Annotated in this window: 21 protein-coding genes; 14 read left to right on the top strand and 7 right to left on the bottom strand. The window is 41.5% G+C overall.

Annotated elements, in window-relative coordinates:
- Positions 1–64 precede the first annotated feature (64 nt).
- Positions 65–1,066 (top strand): adenosine deaminase, encoded by a 1,002-nt coding sequence (locus tag ACE01T_RS04890; protein ID WP_180041833.1) that lies wholly within the window; start codon positions 65–67, stop codon positions 1,064–1,066.
- A 75-nt stretch (positions 1,067–1,141) separates the two neighbouring features.
- On the top strand, positions 1,142–1,501 hold the full coding sequence (locus ACE01T_RS04895) for a hypothetical protein (RefSeq protein ID WP_180041831.1): 360 nt from the start codon (positions 1,142–1,144) through the stop codon (positions 1,499–1,501).
- 78 nt (positions 1,502–1,579) lie between these two features.
- Here ACE01T_RS04895 and ACE01T_RS04900 read toward each other — a convergent pair whose 3' ends face one another.
- Positions 1,580–2,134: a cytochrome b gene (locus ACE01T_RS04900; protein ID WP_180041829.1), complete on the bottom strand. Its 555-nt coding sequence runs from the start codon at positions 2,132–2,134 to the stop codon at positions 1,580–1,582.
- Between the two features lie 233 nt (positions 2,135–2,367).
- Here ACE01T_RS04900 and ACE01T_RS04905 point away from each other — a divergent pair, with 233 nt between their 5' ends.
- Both ACE01T_RS04905 and rnhB read left to right on the top strand, forming a co-directional pair.
- Complete coding sequence (locus ACE01T_RS04905) at positions 2,368–2,754, top strand: hypothetical protein (protein WP_180041827.1); 387 nt, start codon at positions 2,368–2,370, stop codon at positions 2,752–2,754.
- Between the two features lie 71 nt (positions 2,755–2,825).
- Positions 2,826–3,404 (top strand): ribonuclease HII, encoded by a 579-nt coding sequence (rnhB, locus tag ACE01T_RS04910; RefSeq protein ID WP_180041825.1) that lies wholly within the window; start codon positions 2,826–2,828, stop codon positions 3,402–3,404.
- A 60-nt stretch (positions 3,405–3,464) separates the two neighbouring features.
- On the opposite strand, the gene csrA is transcribed toward rnhB, so the two are convergent.
- The 3 genes from csrA to alaS all read right to left on the bottom strand — a co-directional run bounded on the left by csrA (position 3,465) and on the right by alaS (position 8,017).
- Positions 3,465–3,728 (bottom strand): carbon storage regulator CsrA, encoded by a 264-nt coding sequence (gene csrA, locus ACE01T_RS04915; protein WP_067723263.1) that lies wholly within the window; start codon positions 3,726–3,728, stop codon positions 3,465–3,467.
- 248 nt (positions 3,729–3,976) lie between these two features.
- A complete protein-coding gene (locus tag ACE01T_RS04920) occupies positions 3,977–5,257 on the bottom strand; it encodes an aspartate kinase (RefSeq protein WP_180041824.1) in 1,281 nt (426 codons plus the stop codon).
- A gap of 66 nt (positions 5,258–5,323) precedes the next feature.
- Positions 5,324–8,017: an alanine--tRNA ligase gene (gene alaS / locus ACE01T_RS04925; RefSeq protein WP_180081822.1), complete on the bottom strand. Its 2,694-nt coding sequence runs from the start codon at positions 8,015–8,017 to the stop codon at positions 5,324–5,326.
- A gap of 431 nt (positions 8,018–8,448) precedes the next feature.
- Between alaS and ACE01T_RS04930 the strand changes: the two genes are divergently transcribed.
- The 6 genes from ACE01T_RS04930 to ACE01T_RS04955 all read left to right on the top strand — a co-directional run bounded on the left by ACE01T_RS04930 (position 8,449) and on the right by ACE01T_RS04955 (position 14,524).
- Positions 8,449–9,477, top strand: a complete 1,029-nt coding sequence (locus ACE01T_RS04930) for a type I glyceraldehyde-3-phosphate dehydrogenase (RefSeq protein WP_180081820.1) — start codon at positions 8,449–8,451, stop codon at positions 9,475–9,477.
- Between the two features lie 378 nt (positions 9,478–9,855).
- Positions 9,856–10,173, top strand: a complete 318-nt coding sequence (locus ACE01T_RS04935; RefSeq protein ID WP_086195599.1) for a hypothetical protein — start codon at positions 9,856–9,858, stop codon at positions 10,171–10,173.
- 405 nt (positions 10,174–10,578) lie between these two features.
- On the top strand, positions 10,579–11,745 hold the full coding sequence (locus ACE01T_RS04940) for an ATP phosphoribosyltransferase regulatory subunit (RefSeq protein ID WP_180041818.1): 1,167 nt from the start codon (positions 10,579–10,581) through the stop codon (positions 11,743–11,745).
- A 69-nt stretch (positions 11,746–11,814) separates the two neighbouring features.
- Positions 11,815–13,134, top strand: coding sequence for an adenylosuccinate synthase (locus ACE01T_RS04945; RefSeq protein ID WP_086195597.1), 1,320 nt, complete (start codon positions 11,815–11,817; stop codon positions 13,132–13,134).
- Between the two features lie 190 nt (positions 13,135–13,324).
- A complete protein-coding gene (locus tag ACE01T_RS04950; protein WP_166166688.1) occupies positions 13,325–13,633 on the top strand; it encodes a hypothetical protein in 309 nt (102 codons plus the stop codon).
- Between the two features lie 114 nt (positions 13,634–13,747).
- Positions 13,748–14,524 (top strand): M48 family metallopeptidase, encoded by a 777-nt coding sequence (locus ACE01T_RS04955; protein WP_180176499.1) that lies wholly within the window; start codon positions 13,748–13,750, stop codon positions 14,522–14,524.
- Positions 14,525–14,715: 191 nt separating this feature from the next.
- Here ACE01T_RS04955 and ACE01T_RS04960 read toward each other — a convergent pair whose 3' ends face one another.
- A complete protein-coding gene (locus tag ACE01T_RS04960; protein ID WP_180041816.1) occupies positions 14,716–15,765 on the bottom strand; it encodes an NADP(H)-dependent aldo-keto reductase in 1,050 nt (349 codons plus the stop codon).
- 185 nt (positions 15,766–15,950) lie between these two features.
- The gene (crp, locus tag ACE01T_RS04965) at positions 15,951–16,658 is read right to left on the bottom strand and encodes a cAMP-activated global transcriptional regulator CRP (RefSeq protein WP_166166679.1); all 708 of its coding nucleotides are present in this window, start codon (positions 16,656–16,658) and stop codon (positions 15,951–15,953) included.
- Positions 16,659–16,805: 147 nt separating this feature from the next.
- Between crp and ACE01T_RS04970 the strand changes: the two genes are divergently transcribed.
- From ACE01T_RS04970 to ACE01T_RS04980, 3 genes are all read left to right on the top strand, one after another.
- The gene (locus tag ACE01T_RS04970; protein WP_166166676.1) at positions 16,806–17,228 is read left to right on the top strand and encodes an OsmC family protein; all 423 of its coding nucleotides are present in this window, start codon (positions 16,806–16,808) and stop codon (positions 17,226–17,228) included.
- 449 nt (positions 17,229–17,677) lie between these two features.
- Positions 17,678–20,260: an ATP-dependent chaperone ClpB gene (gene clpB, locus ACE01T_RS04975; protein ID WP_395518840.1), complete on the top strand. Its 2,583-nt coding sequence runs from the start codon at positions 17,678–17,680 to the stop codon at positions 20,258–20,260.
- A 222-nt stretch (positions 20,261–20,482) separates the two neighbouring features.
- Positions 20,483–21,760, top strand: a complete 1,278-nt coding sequence (locus tag ACE01T_RS04980) for a DUF945 family protein (protein ID WP_180176500.1) — start codon at positions 20,483–20,485, stop codon at positions 21,758–21,760.
- Positions 21,761–21,824: 64 nt separating this feature from the next.
- On the opposite strand, the gene rlmKL is transcribed toward ACE01T_RS04980, so the two are convergent.
- On the bottom strand, positions 21,825–24,032 hold the full coding sequence (gene rlmKL / locus ACE01T_RS04985; protein ID WP_395518841.1) for a bifunctional 23S rRNA (guanine(2069)-N(7))-methyltransferase RlmK/23S rRNA (guanine(2445)-N(2))-methyltransferase RlmL: 2,208 nt from the start codon (positions 24,030–24,032) through the stop codon (positions 21,825–21,827).
- Between the two features lie 234 nt (positions 24,033–24,266).
- Here rlmKL and ACE01T_RS04990 point away from each other — a divergent pair, with 234 nt between their 5' ends.
- The gene (locus ACE01T_RS04990) at positions 24,267–24,587 is read left to right on the top strand and encodes a hypothetical protein (RefSeq protein ID WP_180174454.1); all 321 of its coding nucleotides are present in this window, start codon (positions 24,267–24,269) and stop codon (positions 24,585–24,587) included.
- The last annotated feature ends 102 nt before the right edge of the window (positions 24,588–24,689 follow it).

Consider the following 24,689-nt stretch of genomic DNA (forward strand, 5'->3'; position numbering starts at 1 on the left):
AGAATAGGGTGTAAACTCGGTTTGCACCCTTTTTTATTTTTGAAAAATTTTATAAGGATAAGATATGAATCAACTTGAGCTTATTCAAGCCATGCCAAAGGCGGAGTTACACGTCCATATTGAAGGGACTTTTGAGCCTGAGCTGATGTTCGCGATTGCTCAACGCAATCATATTGATATTCCGTATAAATCTGTTGAGGAAGTGAAACAGGCGTATAACTTTCATAATTTACAGTCTTTTTTAGACATCTATTATGCGGGTGCCAATGTCCTGATTCATGAACAGGACTTCTATGATCTGGCTTGGGCATATTTTGAAAAATGTGCTGAAGACAAAGTGGTTCACACCGAAATGTTCTTCGATCCGCAGACCCATACCGATCGTGGCATTGCTTTTGCAACGGTGATTCAGGGTTTAAAACGTGCCTGTGATGATGCGCAAAGCAAATTGGGCATTAGCTCGCATTTAATTATGTGTTTCTTGCGCCATTTAAGTGAAGAAGCCGCATTTAAAACTTTAGAGCAGGCTTTACCTTTTAAAGAGCAAATTATTGCGGTGGGGCTGGATTCAAGTGAAGTTGGACATCCACCTGCAAAATTTGAACGTGTTTTTGCCAAAGCACGTGAAGCAGGTTTCTTAGTGGTGGCACATGCAGGTGAAGAAGGTCCGGCTGAATATGTCTGGGAAGCTCTGGATTTGCTGAAAGTAAACCGTATTGATCACGGTGTGCGTTCTGAAGAAGATGCGACGTTGATGCAGCGCTTGATTACAGAAAAAATGCCTTTAACCGTGTGTCCTTTAAGTAATTTAAAACTCTGTGTGGTTGATGATATGGCACAGCATAATATCAGCCGTTTATTGCAACAGGGTGTACATGTAACGGTCAATTCAGATGATCCATCTTATTTTGGTGGTTATATGAATGATAATTTCATTGCAATTACAAAAGCTTTAGACCTGTCAAATGATGAGCTAAAGCAATTGGCGAAAAATTCGTTTGAAGCTTCATTTATCTCGGATGCTGAAAAGCAAAAATGGTCACAACAGATTGATTCTTTGGTGTAATCCATTCCTTTGAAAAATGCTTTTGGATTGGGCAGATTGATATATTGATCTGTTCAATAACTATTAGGTTCTAATGTGAAAAAGTTTTTTTGCTGGGTATTTGCAGTCGTTTTATTGATTGGCTCTGTATCAGTTTTTGCGACCGATAAAAATGCTACTCTAACCCAGAAAATGTTGAAACCAGTGATTGAACAAGGCTGTAAAAGTGAATTGAATGCTTCAAAAGTGTGGCAATCCGCAGCTTTGTTCATGAGTTCAGAGCGGCAATCAACCGTACAAAAACAAATCTGTGGTTGTGTGGGTGAACATGCCTTGCAGGACGTTTCGGTCAAAGAGTTAGCTATGGCATCGATGAGTGAATCTGCAAAAAATAGCCTGATTAAACAAGCGGTGGTGAACAGTGTTAAAGGTTGTGCCCAAGACGCTTTGAAATAACTTAGGGTTATAAATTGAACTATAAAAAAGCCGCATCAGTAATACATCAATGCGGCTTTTTTATGGAGACAAAATTGATTATTTTGCTTGTCGGGTCATGCTGCGCAAGATGTTATCTTTATCGATGAAATGATGTTTTAATGCCGCCGCAATATGACCAATGACAAGTAAGCCTGCAAACCAGGATAAATAAATGTGTACAGGTTTTACGATGGCTAAAAGGTTGGGATTATCCTGGACCAAACGTGGAATTTCGAATAAATACAAAACAGGTGCCGGATGTCCTGCACTCCAGCTAAATAAGCAGCCGGTAATCGGTAAAGCCAGTAACATGAGATATAAAGCTAAATGTCCCAGATGTGCCAAGACTTTCATCAAAGGTGACATGCTGTCGGGTAGTGCTGGAACAGGGTGGGTATAGCGCCAAAATATACGAATTAGGACCAGAAAGATAATGGTGGTGGCGATGTTCTTATGTAGAGTAATGACCTGACCTTTAAAGCTTCCATCAACCTCATAACTTAGAAAATTTCCGCTATAAAAACCAATACACCATGCTGCAATAAAAATAGCAGCCATGAGCCAATGCAGCATTTGTGCCGTACGCGTATAGTATTGTGAGGTATTTTTCATGTTATACCTATGTATCCATATGTCATTTTCAAGTCTGGGTATGCTAATCAAAAAGCCCATATTTAAAAATGATGGATATGGAACGAAGCGTGTGCTTCTTGCAACACTGAAAAGGATGCTGTTTTTTTAATCGGATTATCCGGATGTGGAAAATTCAACTGAAATATAGATTTCTTCCTTGGGAAAGTTTCGGCAAAATATGCCTAACATATTTTATATTTAAGGATTAAGCTGTGAAAAAAATAATTGCGGTGCTTGTACCTCTCACTTTGGCTTTAACTGCCTGTGTAGCAACGAATACTACAACTGGCACAATGCCGGCTACACAATCGGCAACTCAACAACTCGGTATGGCTGCAATTAAAATTGCAATTAATGCCAAATGTACCACCGAGTTGAATACTATTCCTGCATGGCAAAATGCAACCAAGTTAATGACTGCAACTCAAAAGCAAAATATTCAGACTGAAATCTGTGGTTGTGTCAGTGAAAAAGCACCACAAAATGTAACTGCAGTCGATTTGGCGACAGCTGCGATTGATCCGGCTGCACGTAATACTATTGTTTCAAATGCAGTGACTAAAACCATTAATGCTTGTGTTGCTGAAGCCATGAACTAATACAGCTTTAATTCATGTTAAAATTAAAGAGGTTGATGTGATTCGGCCTCTTTTTTTGTAGGTAAGTATTGATGAAAATTGCCGGTGTAGATGAAGCGGGGCGTGGCCCCTTGGTAGGTTCGGTGGTAGCGGCAGCAGTTATTTTAGATCCCAATAATCCGATTGAAGGGTTGAATGATTCTAAAAAACTCAGCGAAAAAAAGCGTGAAAAATTATTTGTAGAAATACAAGAGAAAGCCTTGGCTTGGGCGATTGCTGAAGCCAGCCACGAAGAAATAGACCAGATCAATATTCTACAGGCCTCTTTATTGGCTATGCGCCGTGCTGTAGAAGCTTTGCATCTTCAGCCGGAACATGTGCTGGTTGATGGTAATAAAGTTCCGCAAGGCTTAACCATGAGCTGTGATGCGGTGGTCGGCGGGGATGCACTGCATGCAGAAATTTCAGCGGCCAGTATCCTGGCAAAAGTAACGCGTGACCATCAAATGGTAGAGCTGGATCGGCAATATCCGCATTTTGGCTTTGCCAAACATAAGGGTTACCCAACTAAAGCCCATTTTGAAGCGATTGCTGAGCATGGCGTGATTGATCAACATCGCCGTAGTTATGCACCGGTTAAAAAGGCATTGGCCTTGCTGGGACAAAAATAAGCAGCAGATAAATTTAAAGCGGCCATATAGCCGCTTTATATTAGAACAACCTTTAACGGTTTAACGATTAAAGTCGTTCTGGGTATTTTGTGGGAAATTATCTTCTTCAAAAGAAGGCTGATAATCCTGATCCAGGTGTTGCAGATGTTCATGCATAGCGCGTTCATGTTGAATTCGTTGGTAGATTTCTTCACGATGAACAGATACTTCTTTTGGAGCATTTACGCCAATACGAACCTGATTACCTTTTACGCCAAGCACAGTTACACTGACTTGATCCCCAATCATTAATGTTTCACCGACACGTCGGGTTAGAATCAGCATGTTTATCTCCTTGCAAAACGCTAAACGTGCAATTGATTTTAAAATTTAAAAAGACACAACCTTAATATTATAGAAATATTATCAAAACAATCTGTCAAGAATTTGACTAAAATAATTCTGTTAATATTTTCAAAATCCTCAGTTACAAATATAACAGAGCCACTATAAAAAAAACTATAGTGGCTCTGTTCTTTTTGTAGTATTTCGCAAATTTTGTTCAACAAGGACTAAATTTGTTACTCTACATATTAAGCGCGTGCGCTTGATTCGCCAGATTCACGGTCTAAACCGAAAGCTGTGTGAAGCGTGCGCACGGCAAGCTCTAAATAATTTTCTTCAATGATAACTGAAATTTTAATTTCCGAAGTTGAGATCATCAAAATGTTAATGCCTTCTTCTGCAAGAGCAGTAAACATTTTGCTTGCTACGCCTGCATGAGAGCGCATACCCACACCTACGATTGATACTTTCACGATGTCTGAACGGGTCGCAACTTCACGAGCACCAATTTCTTTTGCGGTTTGCTCCAGAATTGCTTTTGCTTTATTGAACTCACCACGGTTGACTGTGAACGTGAAGTCAGTGGTACCGTCTTCTTCCACATTCTGGATGATCATGTCAACTTCGATATTCGCTGCACCAATTGGCGCCAGGATTTTGGATGCAATACCAGGCAGGTCAGGCACGCCCAAGATAGTCAATTTTGCTTCGTCACGGTTAAACGCGATACCAGAGATAATTGGCTGTTCCATGTTGTCTTCCAATTCAGTAGTAATAAGAGTTCCGACGTTGTTTTTGAAGTCTTCGTCAAATGCGCCATCATCGTCGTTATCGAAGCTTGATAATACGCGTAAAGGCACTTGGTATTTGCCGGCAAATTCAACTGAACGGATTTGCAGGACTTTCGAACCAAGTGATGCCATTTCCAGCATTTCTTCAAAAGAAATACGATCAACTTTTTTCGCTTTTGGTGCAACGCGTGGGTCAGTGGTATAAACGCCATCTACGTCTGTATAAATCTGGCATTCATCTGCTTTAAGTGCAGCTGCAAGTGCCACGCCAGAGGTATCTGAACCACCACGACCTAAAGTTGTTGTATTGCCCAATTCATCAAAGCCCTGGAAACCGGCAACCACAAGTACGCGGCCTGCATCTAGGTTTTCAGTTAATACATCAGTATCAATAGATTCAATGCGGGCTTTGTTGAATGCGCTGTCGGTTTTAATGCCAACCTGGCGGCCAGTAAGTGATTTTGCTTCTACTCCAATTGAGTTGAGCGCCATCGCTAACATAGAAATCGTAACCTGTTCACCCGTAGACACCATCTGGTCTAATTCGCGTGGATCAGGGGTTTCGGTAATGGCCTTCGCTAAAGCAAGCAGGCGATTGGTTTCGCCACTCATTGCTGATACCACAACCACAACCTTGTGGCCGTGGTCATGCCAGCGCTTTACACGACGAGCAACATTTAAGATGCGCTCGGGAGTACCCATAGAGGTACCGCCATATTTTTGAACGATTAATGCCATAGTTGTTCCATAAAAGCCATGATCCTGAATTACCTTTTCAGGATCAGTTACACAAAAGGTGAAGTTTTATTTTGCTTCAAGCCAAGCAGTCAAATCTGCCATCACTGTTGCAAACTTCTCGTTAAGTGGCGCGCCACCTTGTGCCAAGTCAGGTTTACCACCACCTTTACCACCGAGCTCGGTTGCCAGGTGTTTGATGATGTCGCCCGCTTTAATAGAAGCAGTAAAGTCTTTTGCTACAGAAGCGAGAAGGCTGACTTTATCACCTTCTACAGCAGCAAGTACAATCACTGCATGATCTAATTTAGATTTTACACCGTCGTGCAGGTTGCGAAGCGATTTCGCATCCATGTTTTGTACAGTAGTAATCAATGTTTGACGACCAGCCACAGTTTGAACTTGGCTTAAAAGTTCAGCTGCCTGGAAGTTCGCCAATTTCTGATTGAGTTGTTCAATCTGCTTTTGCAGACTGGATGCTGTATCTGCCAGCGCTTCAACTTTCTCGATGGTTTGTTCTTTTTGCGCTTTTAACAGACCATTGATGGTGTTGATATCACGGTCGGCTTTTTGAACCACTTCAACCGCTTTTGTGCCAGTCACCGCTTCAATACGACGTACACCTGCCGCTACGCCACCTTCAGATGTGATTTTAAACAGACCGATATCACCAGTGCGTTTTACGTGAATACCGCCACATAGTTCGATCGAGAAGTTTTTCTCATCGATAATTGAACCCATGGAAAGTACACGTACTTCGTCACCATATTTTTCACCAAACAGCATCATCGCGCCTTTTTCTTTGGCAGATTCGATGTCAAGAAGTTCAGTTGAAACTGCAGTGTTGGCAATAATTTCACGGTTTACAATGCGTTCAACTTCCTGCAGCTGTTCGAATGAAACAGGTTGGTCATTGGCAAAGTCAAAACGTAAAATGTCAGATGCAACCAATGAACCTTTTTGCTGTACATGTGAACCCAATACTTGGCGAAGGGCAGCATGTAACAGGTGAGTTGCTGAGTGGTTGCGTGACGTTGCTTCACGGATGTCTGCTTTAACAATCGCTTCAACAGATTGAGCGGCTTTTAAGCTACCCATGGTCACAATACCTTGGTGAACGAATGCACCACCCGATTTCTTGGTATCTTGAACTTCGAAAATACCGGTATCGTTTTTGAAGATACCTGTATCACCAATCTGACCGCCGCTTTCTGCATAGAAAGGGGTCTGGTTCAATACGATGAGCGCTTCGTCACCTTCCACAACTTCATCAACCTGTTCGCCATCTTTATAGATTGCAACAATTTGGCCTTGAGCTTGAGTGGCTTCATAACCTTCGAACTGGGTTTCACCTTCAACTTTTACAATACTGTTGTAGTCGATGGCGAATTTACCTGCATCACGTGCACGTTGACGTTGCGCAGCCATCTCTTTTTCAAAGCCAGCTTCATCAATAGTGAGCTCACGTTCACGTGCGATGTCAGCTGTTAGGTCAGTTGGGAAGCCGTAAGTATCATAGAGTTTGAAGACTGTTGCACCTGGAATCACTGAACCTTTCAGTTGAGCTAATTCACCTTCAAGCAATTTCAGACCTTGCTCTAAAGTTTTAGCGAATTGTTCTTCTTCTTTTAAAAGTTGTGCTTCGATACGTGCCTGGTTGGCTGCAAGTTCAGGGTATGCAGCACCCATTGCTTCGATTAATGGCTGGAGCATTTTATGGAAGAATGAGCCGGTTGCACCCAATTTGTTACCGTGACGCACTGCACGACGGATAATACGACGCAGTACATAACCACGGCCTTCGTTAGAAGGATTCACACCATCTGCAATTAGGAAACAGCATGAACGTGCATGGTCAGCAACAACTTTAAGGGAAGCTGGGTAGTCAATGAGTTTGTTTTCTGCTTGTGCTTTGGCTTCAAGTTCAGAAGTATCTAAACCAATGATTTCAGCCGCAGCTTTTAACAAGTGCTGGAACAGGTCGATTTCGTAGTTTGAGTTGACGTGTTGTAAAACTGCGGAAATACGTTCCAAGCCCATACCTGTATCTACAGATGGCGCTGGAAGAGGATGCAGTACGCCATCAGCAGTACGGTTGAACTGCATGAATACGTTGTTCCAGATCTCGATGAAACGGTCGCCATCTTCTTCAGGTGTGCCTGGTAAGCCACCCCAGATGTGGTCGCCATGGTCAAAGAAGATTTCAGAACAAGGACCACAAGGACCGGTATCACCCATTGCCCAGAAGTTATCCGATGCGTATTGACCGCCTTTGTTGTCGCCAATACGGATGATGCGAGATGCATCTAAGCCAATTTCTTTGTTCCAGATATCAAATGCTTCGTCATCTGTATGGTAAACAGTTGCATATAACTTATCTTTAGGAAGACCCAGCCATTTTTCGTTGGTCAAGAAATCCCAGGCAAATTTGATCGCATCACGTTTAAAGTAATCACCAAAAGAGAAGTTACCTAGCATTTCAAAGAAGGTGTGGTGACGTGCAGTGTAGCCCACGTTGTCCAAGTCGTTGTGTTTACCACCGGCACGGACACATTTTTGTGAAGATGTTGCGCGAACATAATCACGTTTTTCAAGACCGAGGAAGCAGTCTTTGAACTGGTTCATCCCAGCGTTGGTGAATAATAATGTTGGGTCGTTGGCAGGAACCAGAGAACTCGACGCGACACGTGTATGCCCTTGCGATTCAAAATAGCTTAAAAAAGCTTCGCGAATTTCAGCTGATGTCATAAAACGAGTACTCACAACCAAGTCACTCCATAAATCTTGTATTTGGCTAATAGCACGTCAAGCAAGTCTTACTTTTATAAAGCTGGCTTGAGATACTGGCTTAAAATTTTAAAACGCTAAAGTATAACGGAAAAAGCCGCATGCACCAATCACTTTAAGGCGAATTAATCACAATTCTATTTAAGCGCTATTAGGTTTCATGCACTGAATTAATCAGCCAAATTCTGCTTTATGCGTAAGATATAAAGTAAGTGAAAAGTGAAGTAAATATTTTAAGGCAATCTGGTCTAAATAAAATTTGCGAAAAAATAAGCTTAAAAGCATCAGGCTGAACCCTTTGTTGCGAGATATTTTATAAATACAGCAGCAGAAATGGTATCGGTATCTGGTTAAAATCCATTAACATAGAGCGGTGTTTACATCTACCCAAGAGTTAAGGATATCTGATGCAACGAGTAGCCATTAATGGTTTCGGGCGAATTGGTCGCAATGTATTACGGGCTTGGTTTGAAAATCCTAAGGATTTTCATTTTGATATCGTGGCGATTAACGATGTTGCAGATGTAGAAACACTGGTGCATTTGTTTAAATATGACACCACACATGGTCGCTTCAAAGGCAAGGTCGAAGTACTTTTACAAGATGAACAGATTTTTTTGCATATTTCTGCAGGTCTGGCGCAATTAAAAGTACAGGTATTTTCACAACAACAACCTGAACACTTGCCCTGGAATAAGTTAAATATTGATGTGGTGCTGGAATGTACCGGGTTATTCCGTTCACGTGCAGCAGCCACAGGACATGTTACTGCAGGGGCGAAGCGGGTCATTATTGGTGCTGCACCCTTTGACACGGTGGATGCCGCCATTGTGTATGGGGTAAACCATCACGAAGTCAAAGCCACGGACCAGATTATTTCCAGTGTATCCTGCACCACACAAGCCTTGGTTCCTTTAGTTAAAATTATTGATGATGCTTTTGGTATTGATACCGCACTGATGACAGAAATTCATGCAGTGACGGCAGATCAGTCTGTGCTGGATCATGCTCATCGAGATTTGCGCCGTGCCCGTGCTTCAGGACACAATATTATTCCGACCACATCTTCAGCTCTTGGGGCCTTAAAACGGGTGATGCCGAAAATGGCAGAGCGTATAGATGGTTATTCCATACGCGTACCGACCATTAATGTGGCAGCGATTGACCTCACTTTTGTTGCGCAGTCGCATGTCACAGCACATAAAATTAATGAAATCCTGATCAAATCGGCACGTCAGGATTATGCGGAAATTATGGATGTTACCGATGAACCTCTGGTTTCATCAGACTTTAACCATTCGCCTTATTCATTGATTGTGGATTTGAGCCAAACTATGGTGGTGGGTCATCAGGCTAAAGTTTTTGCCTGGTATGATAATGAATGGGGTTATGCGAATCGCTTGCTGGACTTGTGTGAATCTTTTACTCATAAATAAAGAACCTTATTTAAAAGATGAGGTGGAGATGAGTTATTGGATGATGCGATTTCCGCAAGTGATCGGATTTCGCAGGGCTTAGTTGTATTAAGTGTGATATGTAGCTCAATTATTATTAATTTGTTTGATTGGTTGGTTGAATCTTGAGTAAATGCCTGGTCTTCAGTAGGATGGATAGACTGTCAGGAAATGCTTTATGGACAGTGGCAGTGGATCATCGACCCAGAAAAATGCTTATAATAAATATTCTCTAGCTAGACAGAGTTAATTTTACAATCACTTTTTAATTGTTATACGAAAATTATAAGTCTTTTTAATTTAATCACCTCGATTCATGATAATAATAAGTCAGGAATCAATAACATGAGCAGTGCATCTATGTTGATATTTATATGGGGATTTATTTTCCTTTTGGCCATAGCAGTGATCTTTTTGATTTGGGCACAATTTACCAACCAAGGCGCTGCACTCAGTGAAATTCAGTTGAATCAACAATTGGAAAAAAAAGTGGTTCATCTGGAAGAAAACCTTAAAAAAACGCTGGAAATTATGCAAGACCTGGCGAAGAAAATGCATATTCAGCAAGAAGTGATTGATAAAACCACGACCAAACTGAACCAGGTGGAATCGCAAAATGCCGAATTGGTTGGACTGCTGGCAAAAACGGTTCACTCAACAGACAAGCCTTCAGTCTAATTTTAAGGTGAGCTTATAGTATTCTTAAAGCAGCTATAGAGCGATCTTTCAGCATATGCGACTAAACTAGCTTTGGAAACGTTGCTATAAAAAGGGCCTGACTCGTCACTGGTTTTTTTGGAAGAATGGCTTTGTACAAATAGTCTGGATTGGCGTTTGCTGTTTTAGCGGATTTCAGTATTTTTTATTTTATAATGGTTGAATTTGCGAGAGTACTGATCAATCGTGAATGATTCAGCTGATTCAGTTTTTTAAACGGCATAAATTAGTTGGTAAAAAACGAACAAATCTGCAAAAAGTCATGTGCACAGCTAAAGTGATCGTGCTAGACTAGGAGAAATCGGGTGTGCTCCCGATTTTTTTATGCGGATTACTTCCGCGCTGACAAGTATTTAGGTTTACAACATGCCCATTTCAGAGACATGGTTATTACCTGATGGTGTAGCTGATGTATTACCAGAACAAGCGCAAGTAATTGAAGCTTTGCGCCGTGAAGCATTGGATTTCCTCGCATCTCGAGGTTATCAGCTGGTGTACACGCCATTTATCGAATACATCGAATCTCTTTCTTCTCTCTCAGAATCGAATCAAGATTTAGACTTGGCCACTTTTAAAGTCATCGACCAGCTCTCTGGTCGTTTACTTGGTGTGCGTGCCGATATGACACCGCAAGTGGCCCGTATCGATGCGCATGTACATCCGGTCGAAGGCGTAGCGCGCTATTGCTACGCTGGCACGGTTTTACACACCAAACCTCAAGGTTTTAATACCACGCGTGCACCGCTGCAACTGGGTGCGGAACTTTTTGGTTCAGACAGTATTGATGCTGACGTCGAAATGATTGACGTGATGCTTAACTTATTAAAAACAGCAAGTTTTGTAGATGGCATCCATCTGGATTTAGGTCATGTCGGCTTATTCCGTAGTCTGGTTAAACATGCTGGTTTAAGCAAGGCGGAAGAAAGTCAGCTTTCGGATCTTTATCAACGTAAAGCATTGCCTGAACTTGCTGAATTTACACAGGAATTAAAATTTGGTGCAGATTTTTATGCACTGGGTCGTTATTCAAGTGATTTAGATGCTTTAGAAGCCAACCTGAGTGCTGAAATTATTGCAGACCCGGCATTCAAACAGGCATTTGACGCAGTAAAAACCACACGGTCTGAAATTCAGGCACGTTGGCCAGACTTGCATATTGGTATTGATGTTGTAGAGCTTCGTTCATATCACTACCACACCGGTTTAATGTATGCCGTCTATGCACCAAACCGTGCAGCACCCCTGGCTCAAGGCGGTCGTTATGACGGTATTGGTGAACATTTCGGGCGTGCGCGTCCTGCAACAGGCTTCTCTTGTGACTTATATGCACTCAGTGCAGGTCAGTTCAAGCAAGTTCAAAAAGTGGTTGCACCGAAAGGGACAGACAAAGCATTACTGGATGCAATTGCTGCTCTGCGTGCACAAGGCTTAAGTGTTATTCAGTTATTAGGCAATGACGATTTAAACTCAATTCCGTTTGCGACTCACCAATTGGTGAATGTAGCAGGGGAATGGAAAGTCGAACAGATTTAATGACCTGAATCAGTATTGAGTCACTGATTCAAGTTTTCAATTTTAACAGCATGATGCAATGAGGCTATTATGGGCAAGAATGTTGTGGTACTCGGTACCCAATGGGGCGACGAAGGTAAAGGTAAAATCGTTGACCTGCTCACAGATCAAGCGGCAGCGGTCGTTCGTTATCAAGGCGGACACAACGCAGGCCATACTCTTGTGGTTGGTGGTAAGAAAACTGTATTACACCTCATTCCATCTGGTATTTTACGTGAAAATGTACTGTGCTTAATTGGTAACGGCGTGGTTCTTTCACCTGAAGCGCTTATTAAAGAGATGGATATTCTTGAAAAAGAAGGCGTGCCAGTACGTGAGCGTTTACGTATTTCTCCAAACTGTCCGTTAATCCTTCCAAACCACATTGCACTTGACCAAGCGCGTGAGAAAAAACGTGGCAATGCAAAAATTGGTACAACTGGCCGTGGTATTGGTCCCGCTTACGAAGATAAAGTTGCACGTCGTGCAATTCGTGTTGCTGACCTGGTACGTGGTGGTGAACATCTTAAAGCTCAACTTACCGAGCTTCTTGAATACCATAACTTCCAATTAACTCAATTCTACGGTGTAGAAGCAGTTAATCTTGAAGATGTACTTGCTCTTTGCGACCAATGGCGTGAAGTTGTTGCTCCATTAGTTGTGGACGTAACAGGTGAACTTCATAAATACCGTAAAAACGGTGATAACATCATGTTTGAAGGCGCGCAAGGTTCACTTCTTGACGTTGACCATGGTACATACCCGTATGTAACTTCTTCAAACACAACTGCTGGTGGCGTAAGTTCTGGTTCTGGTCTTGGTCCATTACACCTTGACTATGTATTGGGTATCACTAAAGCGTACACAACACGTGTAGGTGCTGGTCCATTCCCAACTGAGCTTGTTTACGATGCAGCGAACGATGTGGGTGATGCAATTGGTAAACACTTGGGTACTGTAGGTTCAGAATTTGGTGCGTCTACTGGCCGTCAACGTCGTTGTGGTTGGTTCGATGCTGAAATTCTTCGCCGTTCAGTAGAAGTAAACTCACTTTCTGGTATCTGCTTGACTAAACTTGACGTTCTTGATGGTTTAGAAGAAGTGAAAATCTGTGTCGGTTACGAAGCTGCTGATTCTGGTTGCGTAGGTTCTTCTGATGCGCTTGCATTCGAAACTTTAAAGCCAATTTATGAAACTATGCCAGGCTGGTCTGAGTCTACTTTTGGTGCTAAATCAATTGATCAGTTACCAGAAGCTGCACTTAACTACGTAAAACGTCTTGAGCAATTGATTGAATGTCCAATCGACATCATTTCAACTGGTCCAGACCGTGAAGAAACGATTATTCTTCGCCATCCATTCGAAGCTTAATCTGCCAAGAATTAAGATGTACAAAAAGCCTCGCATTTGCGAGGCTTTTTTTGTCCATTTCATTTGGAAAATATATCTACGACCAGTATGCAGACTGTTTTGCCCGACTAAAGTTGCATCAGAGAATACTGTTTAATTTATTTGCGCTTGCTAGAATGTTAAATATAAAAGAAATACAAGGTTGTGCATGATGCATAAAAATATATCAGCGACGATGTTTTATTCATTACTGTTTGCAATGGGTGGGGCACCGACCATTGCCATGCTGGTTATTCAGGCACAAACACAAGATCCCGCAATTATTAATGCAGCACTTATTGGATTAAGCGTTATCATTGCCTGTATTCTGGTCCCCATTGTTCTGATTCAAAATGCATTTTTATTTTTTAAGCGCAAAAATGAACAACTGGAACAGAAAATTAAACCCCTTTCCCAGATATACTTGGGGCTAAATGTTTTATGTTTGCTTTATTGGCTTAGTTTTCAATTTCTTAAATGACCTTGTTTACATAAATGATATGATTGTGAAGAGAATATCAATTTAAAGATTATTCACTATTTCATATAATCTCCCTGAAAAGAGATATCTAGTTTTAAGGCGGAGATTATTATAATGAACAGCAAGCTGATTTTAAGTTTGTGTGCAGCGAGTGTAATCACTATTTCAGGTTGTACCACTGTAGCGGATATGGCTGGGGCAGATTCATCCACATTAAATGTTACTGCTGCGCAGGGCTTTAATAAAACTGTTCAGGAAGCAAGTGCCAATAAAACCTTAGATACTTCATCTACCACTTATAAGCGAATTAATTCGGTATTTTTACGTCTAAAACCTTATGGTGATCAAATCAACCAGACAGGCCAAAAGTTTGACTGGCAATTGGCTGTGCTGAAATCAGACCAGGTTAATGCCTATGTGGCACCAGGGGGGAAAGTGGTGTTTTACACTGGTATTGTGAATAAACTCAATCTAACCGATGCTGAAATTGCAGCTGTGATGGGTCATGAAATGGTGCATGCCCTGGAAGAACATTCCAAACAAAAAATTGGTGCACAAGCTTTAACTGACCTAGCTTTAAACATTGGTTTAGGCTATGCAGGCAATAATGTCGGTCAATTGGGGGCAGCAGCAGCTCAGTTAGGCGCACAAGTGGGTGTGGGTTTGCCATATTCACGTAGTCTTGAAAGCCGTGCAGACCAAGGTGGTTTAATGCTAATGGCACGTGCAGGTTATAACCCGCAAGCCGCGATTACCCTTTGGGAAAAAATGAACAAGTTAGAAGGTGCAGGTGGTACATCATTCCTGTCGACTCACCCTTCAAATGGTCAGCGTATCGAAGCAATGCGTAAAAACTTGCCTGCAGCTCAAGCTATTTATAACAGACGCTAATTGTTGTTTTATTCATAAAAAAGGATGCCTATAGCATCCTTTTTTGCTTTTACTCCCTCTTCCTATGGGGGATGAGCATCCTCAGAATATATTCTGAGTGCGCAAGGGAAGATGGTGTCAATAATTTCGAAGTGATCGAATATAAAGCTTTAACTTTTCTAATTTCATTTTAAGCAGTACTTAAAATGAAATTAGGGTGCTGGATTTGGCTGCTGGCGGTGAATATCTTCAATACCCTGTAAAACTTCTGCTGATAAATCAATGTCAAAAGCCTGAATATTTTCTTTCAGTTGATCCAGGTTAGTTGCGCCAATAATGGTACTGGTGACAAAGAACTGCTGCTTAATAAATGCCAATGCCAGTTGGGTTGGGGTTAAGCCATGTCGCTCTGCAAGCTGAGCATACTGTTCAGTTGCCCATTCACTTTCAGGATTGCTATAGCGGCTAAAACGGGAAAATAGGCTGACCCGTGCATTGGCTGGACGAGCACCATGACGGAATTTACCTGTCAAGTAACCAAAGGCTAAAGGGGAATAGGCAAGTAAGCCGACATTTTCATAATGGGCAATTTCAGACATGCCAATTTCATAAGTCCGGTTCAACAGGCTATACGGATTTTGTACGCTGACAAATTTTTCCAGGCCTAACTTTTCAGCCAGATGTAAAAATTTTAAAGTTCCCCACGGGGTTTCATTGGACAGCCCAATATAACGGATACGGCCTTTTTTAATTTCATCACTTAAGGCGCTTAAGGTTTCTTCTAAGGCAGTGACTTGCTGTTGATTGTGCGCTTCTGTATTGCCATAACCCAATTTTCCGAAGAAATTGGTTGGACGTTGTGGCCAATGCAATTGATACAGGTCAATATAATCACTCTGCAGGCGTTTTAACGAGCCATCGATTGCCGAGCTAATCTCAGCTGCAGTAAAGCGTGTTTGGCCATCACGGATATGGCTGCCGCCTTGTGAGGGACCGGCGATTTTTGAGGCAATGAACAGCTGGTCACGCTGACCACGTTGTGCAATCCAGTTGCCCAGGATGGTTTCTGTTGCTCCTTGAGTCTCAGGTTTTGGTGGGACCGGATACATTTCTGCGGTATCCCAAAAAAACAACCCCTGATCCAGAGCATATTCAAGCTGTTGAAAGGCCTCTGCCTGGGTATTTTGTTCACCAAAGGTCATGGTGCCTAAACAAATTTCAGGCACAAGAATCCCGGTATTGGCTAAAGATTTGAGTTGCATAGAGGTTGATCCCTTAATTTTTATCAAGTTTAACATTGTGCATTAGGCTAACTGATTTTTGCATCAGGGTTAAATCATGAATTGTTTTAAAGTTGTCATAAAAAATTTAAAAAGAACAGGTTGCAAATTACGGACATAAAAAAAGCAAATCTTAGGATTTGCTTTTATGGTGAATGGAAGAAAACTTATTCTTCATCATCCTCGTCTTCTAAAGCTGCATTGCTATCTTCAGCAGAAACATCATAAATCAGGATGGCTTTACCATCAGTCTGGATCATGCCTTGTTCTTCCAGTGTTTTGAGGACACGACCGACCATTTCACGGGAACAACCAACAATACGGCCAATTTCCTGACGGGTAATACGGATTTGACGTCCATTCGGTAAAATCATGGCTTCTGGTTGAGAAGACAGGTCAATCAGGCAGCGTGCAATACGGCCAGATACATCAATAAATGCCAGGTCAGTCACTTTACGAGTGGTATTTTTTAAGCGACGTACAAGCTGGGCAAATACGGCATAGCTCAGGTCTGGATACTGTTTGCTTAATTCGTGGAAGTTTTCATAGGTGATTTCGGCAATTTCACATACGTCGCGTGTACGAACTTCTGCAGTACGTTGTGGATTTGCTTCAAAAAGACCCATTTCCCCAAAAAAGTCTCCAGCATTCAAATAGGCAACCACAATTTCACGATCATCATCTTCACGTAAAATAATGGATACCGAACCTTTTAAAATCAAATAAAGCGATTTTGATTCTGAGCCTGCATCTACAATTGCAGTGCGTTTTGGATAACGATTTATATATGCACGTTTTAATAATGCTTTTACTGACTCAGGGAGTTGACCAGGAGACAGCGCATCAGTGCTAAGTTGTGAAAAGTTTGAAGTCATGCTAACGGTTCCGAATATGGATAATTAATAGATCGCACAAGACCTAAAGTGAACTTGTCACACAGAAGAGCTGAAATTCCTTATCAACTCAATTTATGTTAGTGTACAGGTACGTCGTAAATTTATAGTTTTTTTCAGGTAGTTGCAATGCAAACAAGCGTTCATTGGCTAGAGAATGTTGCTTTTGAAGCAAAATCGGAAAGTGGTCACCAAATTGTAATGGATGGGGCCGAGGCATATGGTGGTCAAAACCGTGGACCACGTCCTATGGAGTTGATATTAATGGGACTTGGTGGCTGTGCTTCCTTTGATATTGTGACTATTTTAAAGAAATCTCGCCAAGATGTGACGGATGTTGTATGTCAGCTCAAAGCTGAACGTGCGGATAGCATCCCAGCCGTGTTTACCAAAATCCATTTACATTTTGTGGTAACGGGTAAAGCAGTCAAAGAAAAACAGGTCGCTAAAGCAGTTGAACTTTCAGCTGAAAAATACTGTTCTGCAAGCAAAATGTTATCGGATGGTGGGGTGGAAATTAGCCACGATTTTGAAATTATTGAAGTTGAATAATGAAATCCAGATGGCAATCCATTTTTGGATTGCCATTTTTTATTCTGCATCACAATTAAAAAGGTATAAAGTAAAAACGCATTTCACTCTAAGAGGGATTCAACAGTAACCCATTATACTTTTGATGAATCCTGTCCTCTAAACATGCATTTCTAGAATATTCATCAAGCTGATTGATGTATTCATAATCACAATAGTTTTTTAAAAGCTTTGATGATTCCTTATTAAAAGATACAAAATGCCTAGGGAAGAGAATTTCATACATAAATAATTACAATATGCTTGAAAAAATTAGCTTAAACACCCATATTATAACTAACATCCAAGCTTTATATTAATTTGGTTTAGTTGTTGAAAATTAAAAATATTTTTTAAAAATGTTATTGAAAAATATCAAGCCATTCCCATCTATTATCCAAGTACAAAATTTGTTGTGAGGAAAAATAAGAATGCGTTTTGAAAAATTTACAAATCGCTTGCAGCAAGCCTTATCAGATGCTCAGTCTCTGGCCATGGGTAAAGACCATACTGCCATCTCAGGTATTCACATTTTATCGGTGTTACTGGAAGAGCCTGCCAATATCAGCCTGTTTCAGCAAGCCGGAGCAAATCTACGTGATCTGCAAACCAAAGTGCAGCAAGCGCTTCAAGATGCGCCGACCATCGCTAATCCAACTGGGGACATCAACTTAAATCCTGAAGCGGTACGGGCTTTAAATCTGGCGGACAGCTATGCCCAAAAAGCCGGGGATGAGTTTTTATCTACCGACTGGGTGCTACTCGCTTTAGCGGAAACTGGTGCAACCAAAACTTTATTAAATAATGTCGGCGTAACTACTGAAAGCTTACGCAAAGCGATTGAAAAAATTCGAGGTGACGAAAAAGTCATGAGTAATACCCATGAAGATCAACGTGATTCACTTAATAAATACACCATAGACTTAACTGAACGTGCCATGTCCGGCAAACTTGACCCTGTGATTGGTCGTGATGAAGAAATCCGACGTACCATTCAGGTCTTGTCACGCCGTACCAAAAATAATCCGGTACTGATTGGCGAGCCTGGAGTGGGTAAAACGGCAATTGTGGAAGGCTTGGCACAACGCATTGTCAACGGTGAAGTTCCGGAAGGCCTGAAAGGTAAACGGGTTTTATCTTTGGACTTGGGTTCATTGCTGGCTGGTGCAAAATATCGCGGTGAGTTTGAAGAGCGATTAAAAGCAGTTCTGAAAGATTTGGCCAAACATGAAGGCGAAATCATCCTCTTCATTGATGAATTACATACCCTGGTGGGCGCAGGTAAGGGCGAAGGTGCCATGGATGCAGGCAATATGCTTAAACCTGCATTGGCCCGTGGTGAGCTGCGCTGTGTTGGTGCAACCACATTAGATGAATACCGCCAGTTCATTGAAAAAGATGCTGCCTTGGAACGCCGTTTCCAGAAAGTATTGGTCGATGAACCGAGCGTTGAAGATACTATTGCAATTCTGCGTGGCTTAAAAGAGAAATATGCGACCCATCACGGGGTACAGATTCTGGATTCAGCGATTATTGCCGCAGCGAAAATGTCGCACCGCTATATCACTGACCGTCAATTGCCCGATAAAGCCATTGACCTGATTGATGAAGCAGCTTCGCGGATTAAAATGGAAATTGACTCCAAACCTGAGCCACTCGACCGTTTGGACCGTCGCCTAATTCAGTTGAAAATGCAGCTGGAAGCGGTGAAACAGGATGCAGATTCGGTAAGCAAGGCAGAAGTCAGCCATCTGGAAAAACAGATCGAAGAAGTACAGCGTGAATACAGCGATCTGGAAGAACAGTGGATTGCTGAAAAACGACTGGTTGAAGGCACCAGTCAGGCGCAAGTTGAACTTGATAAAGCGCGTACCGCATTTGAAAAAGCCCAGCGTGAAGGTGACTTGGCAGAAGCGAGCCGTTTGCAATACGGGGTTATTCCTGAATTACAAAAACGTCTTGCTGCTGAAGAAGTTGCTGAAGAAAATGGTGAGGAACCGAAACTGATCCGTACCAAAGTTACAGAAAATGAAATTGCCGAAGTGGTCAGTGCTGCAACCGGTATTCCTGTAGCGAAAATGCTGCAAGGTGAACGTGAAAAATTGCTGCATATGGAAGAATTCCTGCATAACCGTGTGGTAGGGCAGGATGAAGCCGTAGTAGCAGTCTCTAATGCAGTACGTCGCTCACGTGCAGGCTTGTCTGATCCAAACCGTCCAAGTGGTTCATTCCTGTTCCTTGGACCAACCGGGGTGGGTAAAACCGAATTGACCAAAGCCTTGGCCAACTTCCTGTTTGACAGTGATGATGCCATGGTGCGTATCGATATGAGTGAGTTCATGGAGAAACATTCGGTCAGCCGTTTGGTGGGTGCGCCTCCGGGATATGTCGGTTATGAAGAGGGCGGTATCTTGACTGAAGCAGTACGCCGTAAACCTTATAGCGTAGTGTTGTTTGATGAAGTGGAGAAAGCACATCCAGACGTATTTAATATTTTGCTGCAAGTACTGGATGATGGCCGCTTAACCGACTCGCAAGGTCGTGTGGTGGATTTCAAAAATACGGTGATTGTGCTGACTTCAAACCTGGGTTCGCAAGATGTCCGTGAATTGGGTGATAACGCAACCGATGATGAAGTTCGTGCAGTGGTGATGGCGGCTGTATCTCAACACTTCCGTCCGGAATTTATTAACCGTATTGATGAGCTGGTCGTGTTCCATTCACTGAAAAAAGCGCAAATTCGTGGTATTGCCGATATCCAGCTGGATCGTTTACGTGCACGTTTAAGCGAAAAAGACATGCGTCTTTCAGTGGATGATACTGCCTTTGATCAGTTGATTGATGCCGGTTTTGACCCTGTGTATGGTGCTCGTCCATTGAAGCGTGCTATCCAGCAACAAGTAGAAAATACATTGGCGCAAAAAATCCTGAGTGGTGATTTTCTGCCAGGAGATACCATTTTCGTAAAAGGGGAAAATGGTCATCTTGAATTTGAAAAAATGAAATTAAGTTAATGTGCTGTAAATAGAAAAAACCTGGCTTCGGCCAGGTTTTTTTATGCCTGACAATTTCAGTCGAAAAAGTGAAATGTTAGGTAAAAAATTGACATAATTTTTAAAGTTTTTTTGGTTTTTTATGTGTGTAAGTTATTAATTATTAAAAAATAATTATCTTTTATTAAAAAATTTAATTATACTTATTATTTAATAAAAACATATAAATCTAGAGCAGATACTATGTCAAAATTAACTTGGGGTCTGGGAAGCATTGTGGTATTGGCAACAGCGGTCATAGGAGGGAATTTATATGCAGACAAAAGTTTAACTTCCTATTATCAACAGTCTCAAAAATCAAATTTCATGTCGATTCAGTATAAAAATTTTAATATGGGTGCGATGCAGGGTTCTGCCGACTGGACGGCCGAATTTACTCTTGATCCCTGTAAGCCTAAAGATATCCTGATGATTAGCGGTCAAGATAAAATCAAGCGCAGCTGGAATGGCTATCAGATTCAATCAAAAATCTCACTAAAGCAAGGTGATGCAACCTTCCAACGTTTACTGAAGCAACCGTTAACGGTTCAAACAAAAATTGATTGGTTGGGAAGAATGCATACTTCACTCGTCACTCCGGTGTATGAGAAAAATGATGCAGATATACAAACCCGCATTGATCCCATGACTTTTACAATGCTTGCCAAATCAAAAGATGATCAATTCGATGTGTTGAATGTAAAATTTCAAATTCCGAATATGACGGTGAATGATAAGTTGGGCCAGATGCAGATGCGCGATTTAGAGTTTGAAAGCAATCATGGCTTAAACACGGTTCTGAAGGAGGGGGAAGCTCGTTTAAATATTGCTTCAATTCAGCGTACGGATCGAAATGTACAGCAGTTTGGCAGTGGTGAATTAAAAGGCTTTGCTTTGCGGGTAAATACTCAGCTCGATAAAACCAAGGTTGCTTTTGATACTCAGGTCAAAATTGATGAAATGACCATGTATAAAACTCCTAGTTTTCATGATTTTGAAATGAATTTTAAGCTGACTGATCTTAATCGACAAAAAGTGCAGAATTTTTTTGATTTATTGGAAAAAAGTAGTGCAGCATGTATAGCAAAAGAAGAACTCAATCAGGATATGGTGAGCAGTTTCCTGGCCATTGTGAATGACGGTTTTACTTTTGAATCGCAGAATAATCAAATTAAGGTGGGTGATGGCTATGCCAAAGCCAGCCTGACAGGAAAGGTCATGCCGGGACATCAATCCTCTTTTGAAAGCTTATTGAAAATGGCGCCGAATCTGGTCGAATATCAGGCCAATATTGAATACGATAAACAAATCATGAAAACCATCATGAAAAACTATCTGCAACAAGGCGGTAAAACCTTATCTGACCAGGAACTTGAGCAAATGCTGGATGGTATGCAGCAGACGCTGCAAGCGAAACGGGAAGGTGATATCTTAAAAATCGGTATTGAATATAAATACGGTGAAAAGAAATTTTTAAATTAACATATGTAAAAACAAAGGCTGCCAGATAGGCAGCCTTTTTAGTTAGTGTAGTATCTAAAATATATTAGTCATTTTGTGGATGTTGAATTTTCCATGCACGGTGGATTTTGGTATTACGTTTAAAGTCTGGTCCAATGGTTTCATTGGTAATTTCCTGAACATCAAAGAACGCCAGAATTTCTTCATCCATCTCGAAACCACGATAGTTATTCGAAAAGTATAAAGTTCCTTCTGTAGTCAGGCGGTTCATGGCACGTTTAATCAGCGATAAATGGTCACGTTGTACATCAAAGGTACCATGAAACTTTTTCGAATTCGAGAAGGTTGGCGGATCGATAAAAATCAGGTCATATTGTTCATGACCTTCTTTTAGCCATTCAAAACAGTCACTGGCAAAGAACTGGTGTTGTTCATCGGCATGATCTACGGTTAAACCGTTCAAGACAAAGTTTTCTTTCGACCAGTTCAGGTAAGTGTTGGATAAATCGACACTGGTGGTACTGGCAGCGCCCCCTAAAGCAGCATGCAGGCTGGCAGTTGAGGTGTAACTATACAGGTTGAGGAAATGCTTGCCTTTTGCTTCTGCTGCAATACGCAAGCGCATTTGACGATGATCCAGGAACAGGCCGGTATCCAGATAATCAGTCAGGTTGACTAAAATTTTGGCTTTGCCTTCCTGTACGATAAAACGTTTAGAAGCAGTACTCTGTTTGGTGTACTGGTTTTTACCTTCCTGACGCGCACGGGTTTTAATGAAGATAGCATCACGACCTGAACCGGTCACTGCACGAATGGCTTGTAAAGCGAGATTAAAACGCTTTTTAGCTTTTTCCGGATCGATGGTTTTTGGTGGTGCATATTCTTGCACATGTAAACGGTCACCATATAAATCTACCGCAACATTAAAGTCAGGCAAATCGGCATCATATAAACGCAAACAGAAGATATTTTCTTTGACCGCCCATTTTTTTAGATTCTGCATGTTTTTTTGCAGACGGTTGGTAAAGTCCTGAGCGCCTTCAATCGGCTCGAACTGCTGGGGTTGCCAGTGTGCCAAGAACGGTTCTGATACCGGTGCAGGCTTAATGATGCCGAAACGCACATAAATCGGCAGTTTACCATTCATCAAACGCAGAATTTGCGGTTCATTGAATGCCAGCACGTCGGCTTGCTCAACCTGTGCAGCAATCACCGCAGCATACTGGTTCGGGAAATTCTTTTGTAGCAGCGAAGATAAACCTAAATATAAAGCACGGTTAGAGGCTTTATCCCCTAAACGTTCACCATAAGGCGGGTTGGTGACAATAAATGAGGTTTTGCCTTCGGCTTTAAAATCCGGCCAATCTGCCAATGTACGCTCTTCAATTTTGATATGGTCAAGCAGCTTTTCAAAACCGGCTGCAATGATGTTTTGCTTGGTGGCTTTGACTGCTTCCCAGTCTGCATCATAGGCATAAAACTGCGGTAAAGGCTGTTGCAATGCTATTTGATGGCGTTCTGCGGCTTCTGCCTTAATTGACATCCACAGTTCATGGTCGTGACCATTCCAGCCATTAAAGCCAAAGCGACGTACCAGGCCCGGAGCACGGTCAGTCAGCATCATCAATGATTCAATGATAAAGGTCCCTGAACCACACATCGGGTCCAGAATAATATCGGGATTACGTTTTTTTAATTGGGCTTTTTGCAGAATGGCTGCCGCAAGATTTTCTTTAATCGGCGCATCGGTCATGTAATGACGATAGCCACGTTTATGTAAGGAATCGCCAGATAAATCCAGACAATAGGTATGCGCAGTTTTACCAGCAAGTACATAGAGGGTAATTTCTGGCTGTTTGATGTCGATACTTGGGCGTTTACCCACAGCTTCCATAAAGGAATCCACCACACCATCTTTTACCCGTAAAGTTGCGAATTGTGTATTGACCTTGATTTCACGTTCTACATGTAAACGAATGGCAAATGTACTTTGTGGTGCGAAAATGAGTGACCAGTCAAAGTTGATTGCACCTTTATAGAGCTCTTCTGCAACATCACGTGCGTCATGGGTAAATTCAAGTTCATGAACATGAATAGGGGTTAAAACACGTGAAGCCAAACGAGACCACATGCAAATACGGTATGCATCTGCCAGTGTGCCTTTGAAAATCAAACGACCCGGTAACTGTTCAATATTTTGAACACCTAAACCTTCAATTTCCTCGCGGAGTAAGGTTTCAAGACCATCTGCACAGGTGACCCAGTAATTGCTTAAACGTGAAGAGGTATTCATAAAATAGAGAGACCGAAAAAATAAAATAAAAACTTGTATAAGTTTAACTTATTTTAGTGCTGAAAACTTTTTATATTTTGAAAACTTCAAGCGACTTAGGTCAGTGTATTAATTATAAAAAGCTCTAAATGTTGGAATAAAAAGCCAATTGAAAATTCAGACGATATGTAAAATTACATTGCGCTTAAAAGTAAGTTTTAAAGTTTAATGAATGGATTTTATTGAGGGAAAAATGTGAATATTACAGCAAAAAAGGATGATATTTTTTCAGTTGCGACATTATTATATGCACGCTTAAGGAAAGTGAATAGCCGGGTTATTGATGTCATGTATTTAATGCAGGATCGTTCCTATGCACATCATGTGGTCACACTTGCACTTGAGACAAAGGATCCAGAGCTTGCCAGCTATGTGGAACGTTTGCGAGTGCTTTTAGACTTACAGGATGATCGTGAACTTACAAATGGAGAAGATCAACAGATTCGTCTTTCGAAGGAAAATAATGCCAATAAAAAAGTTTTTGACGAAGGCCATGTAAGTTTTAGCCTATTCTAAAATATAATAAAAACATCATTTTAAGAGAGCTCATATGTTGAATCATGTGAGCTTTTTTTGATATTGGTACAGATATTGCTGCATAGCCCAGTGAGGCTGCTT

It is taken from the genome of Acinetobacter uliginosus (assembly GCF_044130295.1).
Classification (GTDB): domain Bacteria; phylum Pseudomonadota; class Gammaproteobacteria; order Pseudomonadales; family Moraxellaceae; genus Acinetobacter.